This window comes from uncultured Granulicatella sp. (assembly GCF_963521425.1).
Lineage (GTDB): Bacteria > Bacillota > Bacilli > Lactobacillales > Aerococcaceae > Granulicatella.
Window position 1 is genome coordinate 19,994 of record NZ_CAUQUN010000027.1, and the last position, 10,387, is coordinate 30,380.

Sequence of the window (10,387 nt, forward strand, 5' to 3'; positions counted from 1 at the left end):
TTATATGAAAATTTTAAGGAAATACAATATTTTTGTGAAAAAAATAATTTTAAATTAACCTTAATAATTTACCTTACTACTTTTTACTCAATCCTGTATGAATACTAATCGTTACTTTTACTCCATCATTTTCATTTTTAATTTTTAATGTGCCACTATGTAATTCTGACACCCTTTTAACAAATGCTAGTCCTATCCCAAAATGTGCATCATTCAGATTGCGATTTTTATCTTTTCGGTAAAATAATGAATCTGCATGTTGTAAGGTTTCATCAGTTAAATACGCACCATTATTCCAAACGCTTATCACTAACTGCTTTTGAGTGTATTGTAAATCCACTTTGATTGATTTTTTATCTACCTGACTATATTCCACTGCATTTTGCATCATATTCATCACTGCTCTTAATACATAATTCAAATGAAGATATACTGTAGTATTTTTATCTATCTGTTCATTATATTGGAATGTTACAATGCTTTTGTCTTTCAACAAATAATGAATTTCTTGATCAATGGACTCAATCACATCTTGTAAGGAATACTCTTTCCATTCATTTTCATTCTCATAAAAAGTTTTCGAATAAAGGAGTAATCGATTAATATATTCAATCATACGATTACTTGCTATTTTGATATCTTGAATATAGGGAAGATATTTCCCTTCAATAGCTGATTGAGATAACAGTTCAGAATTTCCTTGAATAACTGTTAATGGTGTTTTTAAATCGTGGGAAGCTGCTGACACTTTAAACGCTAACGCTTCCTTTTGTTGGCGTTCCTTTTCAAGCATCCCTTCAATTTGTTGTTGCATGTGATTAATTTTTTGATTCGTCTCAATAAATTCTGTAATTGTTAATGATTCTGTTAAATCAGTTAATTCTAACCACATGGATTGATGGTAAACGATATTCATTTCTTTATGAATTTTTAATAATAATTGTCGTATATTATAACTTATAATTACTAATAAAGCGATACAGATATAAATCCAAGAAAAAATATTCAAAAATACAGGATAAGCTGTTTCTTCACCTGGTACTTTAATAGAAATAGACAATAATGGAAGCAGGTATAATACCAAAATAGCAATCACAAACTCCACTATAATTTTAAGACAAGTCTTTTGAACAAGTTGTTTAAAGCTTACTTTATTTTCCATTTATACCCGCCTCCTCTCATCGTTTCTATCGGATTTAAATGATACGGTTTGAATTTTGAACGTATTTGATACATATATTCGGAAATAGAACGAAATTGAGTATTAGAACTATTAGGATATACAACTTGATAGATTTCTTCAATTGTAAATATTCTGGATGTTTGACTAGCTAATAACTGTATTATCATAAATTCACGGTTGGTTAGTTTGATTTCATTTTCTTCAACAAAAACTGTTTTTAAATTCATATCAATTGAAATCGGACCAAATTCTAATCGTTTGGCAATTTGTCTATTTCGTTCTTCACGTCTAAGATGCATTTTAATTCTTGCTAAAAACTCATTTACTGAGAAGGGTTTAGTAATATAGTCATCTGCTCCCGCTAATAATCCATTGATTAAATCTTCCTCCATATCTTTAGCTGTGATAAAAATAATTGGAGCTATAATCTGTTCTCTAATTTCATGACAAATCGTTATTCCATCTAGTGGCATCATAATATCTAGTAATATTAAATTAAAGTCGACAAAGTCACAGATATTTACATCTTCAATACAATTCCTAGTAGTAACTTCATAATCATTTAACAATAATATATTTTTGATTAATCTTAGTACACTTTCGTCATCATCAATTACTAGTATTTTGTACGACATACCCCAACACTCCAATCTTAGACTGATTTTGCTTTCATTTTACACTCTTTCGATGCAAATGGTAATAGGCTAATCCGATAAAAACAATCATCCATACTGTTTGAATGAAAATCCCTTCTGTAACATTTGGATAAAAAGAAATTGGTTCAATGGTAAAACTATTCATAGTAGCTAATACAGGTAGTACATTCATTCTAGAAGAATATTGTAATAATAACTGCCCTAGTCCTAATAACATAGATAATACAATTATTAAAGAAGAGACTATCGATTCCATGAGTATCGTTAGACATAATGTAATCATACTGATTTGAATCGTTGCTATCATAGGTGGAATAAGTTTCAACAATAATTGACGCACAAATTCAAGATTAAGTTGAAATTTAAAATAGAATGATACTAATCCAATCCCTATTCCAATGGCTATACAAAAACAACATAAAATAGAGAACAGAGTTACAGTTGACTTCATACAAAAGAATTTCAAACGATTAGGATTTGCTAACAAACTAGTCCTTAACGTACTTTTTAGAAACTCTTGTCCCCAAAACATCGCAGAAAAAACTGCAAAAATCGTTTGAACTAAATAAATACTTTGTAAAAACTGTGTCACTATAAAATCTCGATTAATTATTGAAGCAGATGGATTTAATGCCAGTAACATTGCTAATACAAATAAAATAGAAAATACTAAAGTAAGCAATAACCCTTTATGATAGATCAGTTTGAAAAATTCACTTTTTATCTGATTTCGTAGCATTAATATTTTCCTCCTACATCACTTTTTTCAAATTGAAAATATACTATTACTCCAAAAATGAACACCCAAATACATAATAAAGTGAGCGTCCAAAATGGATGAGGTGAAAATCTAGTATCCGATGATGCAATTAAATGATTTCCAAGTGCAACTGGAAGAACCTTCCCCCATTCAAAATGACTAGATAAAAACTCTCCAACATTATAAACTTGAGGAATTAAAAATAATAAGGGAACAATGGCTGTTCGAAATAGAAAAGCCATAAAGTAAGATAAAATCGTGAGACTTCCCCATGCTAGTGTCGCAAATAAAATAAAGTACCAAACTTTCGAACTTAATAAAACACTTAGTCCTAAATTCCCTAATGTAACATGAGTCACTTCAATTGTGACTATAATCGATAGAAATGAAAGAACTAGTGATAAAATGGTTAACGTCATCAATTTAAAAAAGTATAAACTCTTCTTATCACTATTGGCTAGTAAAGTTGTTCGCAATTGATGGTTTTTAAACTCACTGCCACCATAAACAGCTCCCAAAATAATCATCGGCATCAGCCCTAGCATAACTGTATCAAATCCTAAATATTCAATTGGAGGTATTGCTTCTGCTAATATAGGTGTATTCTCGGGAGTTGCTTGTAAACCAAACTCTAAAACAGCCTTTGTTCCAAGATAGGCGAAAAATGGTTGTACGATAAAGGTTAATAACAAAACAATCTTGAAAAGTTTTGAATAGCTAATCTTTAATAATTCACTATAAAATAACTTCATCTTCTTTTCCTCCTTCTTGAATCAAGTTGAAAAAGACTTCTTCTAAAGTTGCAGCATTCTTCATGATGTTCTTTAACTCACCATTCGCAATAATTTTCCCTTTATGAATAAATACTACATCATCTGTTACTGCTTCAACTTCTGACAAAATATGTGAGGATAATAAGATCGTCTTCCCTTTTTCAGATTGTTCCTTTAAAAAATTTCTTAACCAACGAATGCCGCTAGGATCTAACCCATTTGTCGGTTCATCCAATATTAAAAATTGTGGATTTCCAAGTAATGCTGTTGCAAGACTAACCCTTTGTGTTTCACCGAGAGATAAATGTCCAATAGACTCATTCTTTTTGTGGGAAATATCCGTTATTGCTAGTACTTCGCTAATTCTACTTTTCTCAATTCCATTGCTAGCAGCTACGATTCTTAAATGTTGATAAACCGTTCGATCACTGGGTGAACCTAACCCATCAAAAGTTGCTCCTACAACAAATAATGGTTGTCGAATATCCTTATAGTTTTTCCCTGCAATGGTTACACTACCCGAAGTGGCTTGATCTAGTCCTAATAATATTCGTAAGGTAGAACTTTTACCTGCACCATTTGGACCTAAGAAAGCAGTCACTCTTCCTTCCTTTGCCACAAAATTTATATTGTCTAATATAGTAATATTTCCATATACTTTACATAAATTCTTAATTTCAATATTTTTTTCCATACAATCACTCCTCATACTCTTTATAACTGCATTGTAGAGTACCCTCTTCAGAATAATTTCAGAAAAAACAATAAAAAATAAAATTTATGCAAAAAAAGAAGACTTCCTATAGTAGTATGGGTAAGATAAGCCTACTTGGCTTATCTTTCAGGAAACTTTGAGACCTTAGGCTCAAAGTTTAGGCATGAGACTCGCATTTTTACGAGGCTACTACCGTCCAAATACTACTATAACAGGAAGTCATTCGACTTTATATACGGACTCTCATTAGGTCACGTAAAACAAGAAGACTTCCTATAGTAGTATGAGTAAGATAAGCCTATTCGGCTTATCTTACAGGAAACTTTGAGACCTTAGGCTCAAAGTTTAGGCATGAGACTCGCATTTTTGCGAGGCTGCTGCCGTCCTAATACTACTATAATCAGGAAGTCATTCAAAAATCTATTATATTATTTAAAACTGTCCTTAAACGCATCCTTCACTTTATCGAAGAAATTGCCTTCACCTTCAACATGAGTACCCGCTTCTTTAGCGAAAATCTGCATCGCTTCACGCTGTTTATCCGTTAAATGCTTAGGTGTTACAACACGTACCGTTACATGCTGATCACCCATTCCATTACCACGAAGTCTAGGAGCACCTTTTCCTCTTAAACGAAGAACCGTACCAGATTGAGTTCCCGCAGGAACTTTTAATTTCACTTTACCGTGAACAGTCGGAACATCCACTTCATCTCCTAATGCAGCTTGAGCAAAGTTGATTGGAAGTTCGTAGAAAATATCCGCCCCTTCACGTTCAAACGTATCGCTCTTACCAACACGGAAAATCACATATAAGTCACCATAAGGGCCGCCATTTTCTCCAGCTTCCCCTTGTCCACGTAATGGCATTTGGTTTCCATTTTCTACACCGGCTGGGACTTTTACTTTCACTTTATGCGTTTCTTCTACATGTTTGTGACCATGACATGTCTCACATTTTTCTTTGATTTCTTGTCCAGTACCACCACAGACATCACACGTTGTTTGAGACATCATTCTACCAAATGGTGTTGCTCTTTCAACATTGATCACACCTGCACCATGACATTTAGAACATGTTACAGGATCTGTACCAGGTTTTGCACCAGAACCATGACAAGTTTCACATTCTGCATTACGATGGTAATGAATCACTTCTTCTTTACCAAAAATCGCTTCTTCAAATGTTAAGTCCATGACATATTGTAAATCTGCCCCTTGGCGTGGCATATTGGCACGATTTCCACGACGACCACCGCCGCCACCAAAAAATGTATCGAAAATATCTTCGAATCCACCAGTATAACTTCCAGAGAATCCTTGACCTCCGAATCCACCAAAGCCACCAAAACCGCCACCAGAAAATCCTGAGTTTGGATCGTATGAAGCATGACCATATTGATCATACGCAGCACGTTTTTGACTATCACTTAAAATTTCATAAGCTTCTGCTATTTCTTTAAATTTCTCTTCCGCTCCAGCTTCTTTATTAATATCTGGATGGTATTGTTTGGATAATTTACGATAAGCTCGTTTAATATCTGCATCGGAGGCATCTTTGGAGACTCCGAGTACTTCATATAAATCACGTTTTGCCACCATTATCCCTCCTTATCATATCATTCTACAAAAGAGCGAGTGGAAGAAGTTCTCCCACTCTTACTTGCTCTATATTAGTCTTTTACTTCTTCGAAGTCAGCATCTACTACGCCATCTTGTGGTTGAGAGCTTGCTTGTTCAGCTCCTGCTGCTCCTTGAGCTGCTTGGCTAGCTGCTGCTGCTTGTTCATATAATTTTACAGATAAGTTTTGAACAACTTCATTTAAAGCGTCACGTTTAGCTTTCATTGCTTCTAAGTCATTTGCTTCTACAGCTGCTTTTAATTCATCACGAGCTGTTTCAGCTTTCTTAACATCTTCAGCATCTACTTTACCTTCTATTTCATTCAATGTTTTATCTACAGTGAAGATTAATTGATCTACTTCATTACGTAAATCTACTTCTTCTTTACGTTTTTTATCTGCTTCAGCATTCGCTTCAGCATCTTTTACCATGCGTTCGATTTCTTCGTCTGTTAAACCTGATGAAGATTTAATTGTAATTGTTTGTTCTTTACCAGTACCTAAGTCTTTTGCACGAACATTTACAATACCGTTTTTATCGATATCGAATGTTACTTCGATTTGTGGCACATTACGAGGTGCAGGTGGGATATCTGTTAATTGGAAGCGACCTAAAGTTTTGTTGTCTGCTGCCATTGGACGTTCCCCTTGTAATACGTGAACATCTACTGCTGGTTGGTTATCTGCAGCTGTTGAGAACACTTGTGATTTACTTGTTGGGATTGTTGTATTACGATCGATTAATTTAGTAAATACACCACCCATTGTTTCAATCCCAAGTGATAATGGAGTTACGTCTAATAATACGATATCTTTTACATCACCTGAGATTACTCCACCTTGGATTGCAGCACCCATTGCTACTACTTCGTCAGGGTTTACTGATTTGTTTGGTTCTTTACCAGTTTCTTTACGAACAGCTTCTACAACTGCTGGAATACGAGTTGAACCACCAACTAAGATTACTTGGTCGATCTCACTTGCTGATAATCCTGCATCACTTAATGCACGACGAACTGGTTCTTTTGTACGTTCTACTAAATCTAATGTTAATTGGTCAAATTTAGCACGAGTTAATGTTACTTCTAAGTGTAATGGTCCAGCTTCACCAGCAGTGATGAATGGTAAGCTAATTTGTGTTGAAGTTACACCTGATAAATCTTTTTTAGCTTTTTCAGCAGCATCTTTCAAACGTTGCATTGCCATTTTATCTTGTGATAAATCAATTCCGTTATCACGTTTAAATTCAGCCACTAAGAATTCAATAATTTTATTATCGAAGTCATCTCCACCTAAGTGGTTGTCTCCTGCTGTTGATAATACGTCGAATACGCCATCTCCTAATTCTAAGATAGATACGTCGAATGTACCACCACCTAAGTCGAATACTAAGATTTTTTCTTCGTGGTCTACTTTATCTAAACCGTATGCTAAAGCTGCTGCAGTTGGTTCGTTCACAATACGTTCTACTTCTAAACCTGCGATACGTCCTGCATCTTTAGTTGCTTGACGTTGAGCATCGTTGAAGTAAGCTGGTACAGTAATAACTGCTTTTTCAACTTTTTCTCCTAAATATTCTTCAGCATAGCCTTTTAAGTATTGTAAGATCATTGCTGAAATTTCTTGTGGTGTATATTGTTTACCTTCGATTTCAACTTTATATGATGCATCACCCATATGACGTTTAATAGATGAAATAGTGTTTAAGTTTGTTACAGCTTGACGTTTTGCAACTTCCCCTACTTGAATTTCACCATTTTTGAACGCTACAACTGATGGTGTTGTACGGTTTCCTTCTGGATTTGGAATAATTTTAGATTCATTTCCTTCTAATACAGCAACTGCTGAGTTTGTAGTTCCTAAGTCAATACCAATAATTTTACTCATAATTCATACACTCCTATAATTTTAAATTTTTTAGTTAGCTTATTGAGAGACGATAACCATTGCTGGTCTTAATACACGGTCTTTCAACATATAGCCTTTTTGAAATACTTGAACAACAACATCACTTTCTTGTCCTTCTTCAGCTGAAATTGCTTGAACAGCGTGATGTTTATTTGGATCGAATGGTTGATTTAATGCTTCAATTTCTTCAATACCTTCTTCTTTTAAGGCATATAAGAAACCTTCATATACCATTTCAATCCCTTTTTTAAGATTTTTCGCTTCTTCTGATTCACTAGGTGAGGCAATCGCTCTTTCTAGATTATCAATGACATTCAATAAGTTTTGTGCTAGAGATTGACTACGATACTTCGCTGAATCTTGTCTTTCTTTTGCATTTCTCTTTTGAATATTCGCAATTTCTGCTGATAAGCGATATACTTGGTCATTTAATTGAGAAACTTCTTGTTGTAATTTTTCTTCAACAGAAGGTTCAACTTCTTCGGTTTCTTCGACAGTTTCTTCAAACTCTTCAGTTTCAGGAGATTTCTCTTCTTCTACTTCTTGAGTTTGTTGAACGTCTTTTTCTTCATTTGTTTCCAAGCTTCCATCTCCTTTTATAAATTTCTATAATATTGCTCCATCGTTGTTGTGAGCTCTTCTTGTAATCCTTTGACAATCGAAAGGACATTCGAATACGGCATATTTTTAGGGCCTAATAAAGCAATGATTCCTCTATCGTGTTTTGGAGTTTCATAGCTTGCTGTAATAATACTAAATTCTCCTAATAATGGATCGTTCATCTCAGAGCCTAAACGAATTTGGATATCTCGGTTAGAAGGCATCACTAATTCGTGCATCTTCGATTGGTCATCCATTAATCGATAAATTTCTTTTAAATGATGGACATTGGCATGTGAGTCGAAGTAGTTTAATAAATATCTTCTTCCTGCAACATGGAGTCTATCTTGTTCAAATTGGTTCATCATATCTTGAATCACTTTAACAATTTGAATTTGAGAATTCATATATCGATTCATTAAAGCTGGTAAATCAGACTTCAATCGTTGTAGAACTGTTTCTAGTGGCAAGCCAATCAATTCCTCATTAATGATTCGAACGACTTTATCTAAGTCGGAATCATCAATCGCACTTGGAATCGAGTAAACTTTATTTTCAACTAAACCATTGCTCATAACTAAAATCGCCATCACTTGGTTTAGCCCTAGTCGAACGAGTCGAAATCCGGATAATGTAGCACTCCTTACTTCGGGTCCAATGGAAATTGTTGTGTAATTCGTCAGTGTCGACAAAATATCTGCCGAAACTTTAAAGACATTTTGAATTTCCATGGTCGATTGTTGGAAAGTTTCACGAATTTGATTTCGAATACTTAATGAAACTGGACTATTCTGAACGGGTAAAATATTATCTAAATAGTAGCGATACCCTTGATTCGATGGAACTCGTCCTGAAGAGGAGTGATTCTTTTCAAGATATCCCATCTCTTCTAGTTTCATCATTTCATTTCGAATGGTTGCAGAGCTAACTGCTAAACCCGTTTGCTGCATCAACTTCTTTGATCCAACTGGTTCTAATGTTTCCGTATATAGTTGAATAATCGATTGTAAGATTAGCAATTGTCTATCGGTTAACATTTTGGTCACCTCTCTTTAGCACTTGACTAAGACGAGTGCTAACCACATGTATAATTTATCATATTGGTCAAAGTAAGTCAATAATAAAACACTCGGACTTTAGTCTGATTTTTAAAATATTTTTTATATAATAAAAAAGGCTATGTATCGGGATTTCTCCTTTACATAGCCTTAAAATATATAGACTGAACTATATTTTCTATTTAACTTTTATACTAATTTCTCTTTCAATGTTCTGACCATATATTCTCCTACGTCAATAATTGGGAGTTTGGTCAAACTTTCTAATTCTTCTTTGATGTATGGAAAATGAGTACATCCTAAAATGACTGCTTCTACATTGCTTCCATTAAAAAATGAAAATAAACTACTAAAGTCAAACTTTATCACAATTTCTTTTGGTGAGAGATTGGCTTCAATCGATTTGACTAATTCAAGTAACGTAATGCCGATGACTTGTAAACTAGGATTTGCTTTGTATAAATTATTCTCCACTCCCATTAGTCCATGAGAGTTTGCAGCCATTACAGCCACTTGTTGATAATCCATTGCTAATTGACGATACATTTGCATTGGCGTAATCATTGGCATCTCATATTCCTGCGATAATTGATCAAAATCTACAACCGAACTAAGAGAATTGCAATAAACAAAAATGGCATCATATTCCGCTCGAAGTTCTTCAACCTTTTCTCTCATAAAAGCCATTCGATATTCACTAGATGAAGATTGAAAAGTTGTTTGTTCAATCGGATTATTCGAAATAGGCACTGGTAAAATATCGACAAATCCATGCTTTTCTAATAATTCCTTTCCTAATCTTGAATCAACAGGAGTTCCACCCATTACTGCAATTTTCATCTCTATCACCTCTTTAACACTTTTTGCTAGTGTAACATAGGATGGTTGAAATGGAAACAGAAGCGTATCAAAAAACAGTTTGCTTTCGCAAACTGTTTCTTTACTTTATTCATTATTTAGTTGCACGACGTACGTATGTACCTTCTGAAGTGTTTACTTCTAAGTACTCGCCAGCTTCGATGAAGTCTGGAACGTTTACGACTAATCCTGTTTCCATTGTTGCTGGTTTACCAGAACCTGTAACAGTAGCACCTTTAATAGATGGTTGAGTTT

General features: G+C 34.1%; 10 protein-coding genes and 1 pseudogene. All 11 read right to left on the reverse strand.

All coding sequences use genetic code 11. The features are described 5' to 3' along the window. Positions 1–76: 76 nt before the first annotated feature. On the reverse strand, positions 77–1,162 hold the full coding sequence (locus tag RWO76_RS07220; RefSeq protein WP_314354985.1) for a HAMP domain-containing sensor histidine kinase: 1,086 nt from the start codon (positions 1,160–1,162) through the stop codon (positions 77–79). Beyond that, complete coding sequence (locus RWO76_RS07225) at positions 1,147–1,818, reverse strand: response regulator transcription factor (RefSeq protein WP_314354986.1); 672 nt, start codon at positions 1,816–1,818, stop codon at positions 1,147–1,149. Before RWO76_RS07225 ends, RWO76_RS07220 begins: the two co-directional genes overlap by 16 nt. Positions 1,819–1,852: 34 nt before the next feature. Then, complete coding sequence (locus RWO76_RS07230) at positions 1,853–2,578, reverse strand: hypothetical protein (RefSeq protein ID WP_314354987.1); 726 nt, start codon at positions 2,576–2,578, stop codon at positions 1,853–1,855. Further along, positions 2,578–3,351, reverse strand: a complete 774-nt coding sequence (locus RWO76_RS07235) for a hypothetical protein (protein WP_314354988.1) — start codon at positions 3,349–3,351, stop codon at positions 2,578–2,580. Before RWO76_RS07235 ends, RWO76_RS07230 begins: the two co-directional genes overlap by 1 nt. Next, positions 3,335–4,066, reverse strand: coding sequence for an ATP-binding cassette domain-containing protein (locus tag RWO76_RS07240; protein WP_314354989.1), 732 nt, complete (start codon positions 4,064–4,066; stop codon positions 3,335–3,337). Before RWO76_RS07240 ends, RWO76_RS07235 begins: the two co-directional genes overlap by 17 nt. A 449-nt stretch (positions 4,067–4,515) precedes the next feature. Next, positions 4,516–5,688 carry a molecular chaperone DnaJ gene (dnaJ, locus tag RWO76_RS07245; RefSeq protein WP_314354990.1) on the reverse strand — a complete coding sequence of 391 codons (1,173 nt, stop codon included), beginning with the start codon at positions 5,686–5,688 and terminating at the stop codon, positions 4,516–4,518. 71 nt (positions 5,689–5,759) lie between these two features. After that, positions 5,760–7,595, reverse strand: a complete 1,836-nt coding sequence (dnaK, locus tag RWO76_RS07250; RefSeq protein WP_314354991.1) for a molecular chaperone DnaK — start codon at positions 7,593–7,595, stop codon at positions 5,760–5,762. A 39-nt stretch (positions 7,596–7,634) separates the two neighbouring features. Continuing rightward, positions 7,635–8,198 carry a nucleotide exchange factor GrpE gene (gene grpE, locus RWO76_RS07255; RefSeq protein ID WP_314354992.1) on the reverse strand — a complete coding sequence of 188 codons (564 nt, stop codon included), beginning with the start codon at positions 8,196–8,198 and terminating at the stop codon, positions 7,635–7,637. Between the two features lie 14 nt (positions 8,199–8,212). After that, entirely contained in the window at positions 8,213–9,253 is a 1,041-nt protein-coding gene (gene hrcA / locus RWO76_RS07260; protein WP_314354993.1) for a heat-inducible transcriptional repressor HrcA, read from the reverse strand. Between the two features lie 210 nt (positions 9,254–9,463). Beyond that, on the reverse strand, positions 9,464–10,114 hold the full coding sequence (locus RWO76_RS07265) for an aspartate/glutamate racemase family protein (protein WP_314354994.1): 651 nt from the start codon (positions 10,112–10,114) through the stop codon (positions 9,464–9,466). Positions 10,115–10,226: 112 nt separating this feature from the next. Then, positions 10,227–10,387, reverse strand: a pseudogene (locus RWO76_RS07270) (elongation factor P); the annotation flags it as partial.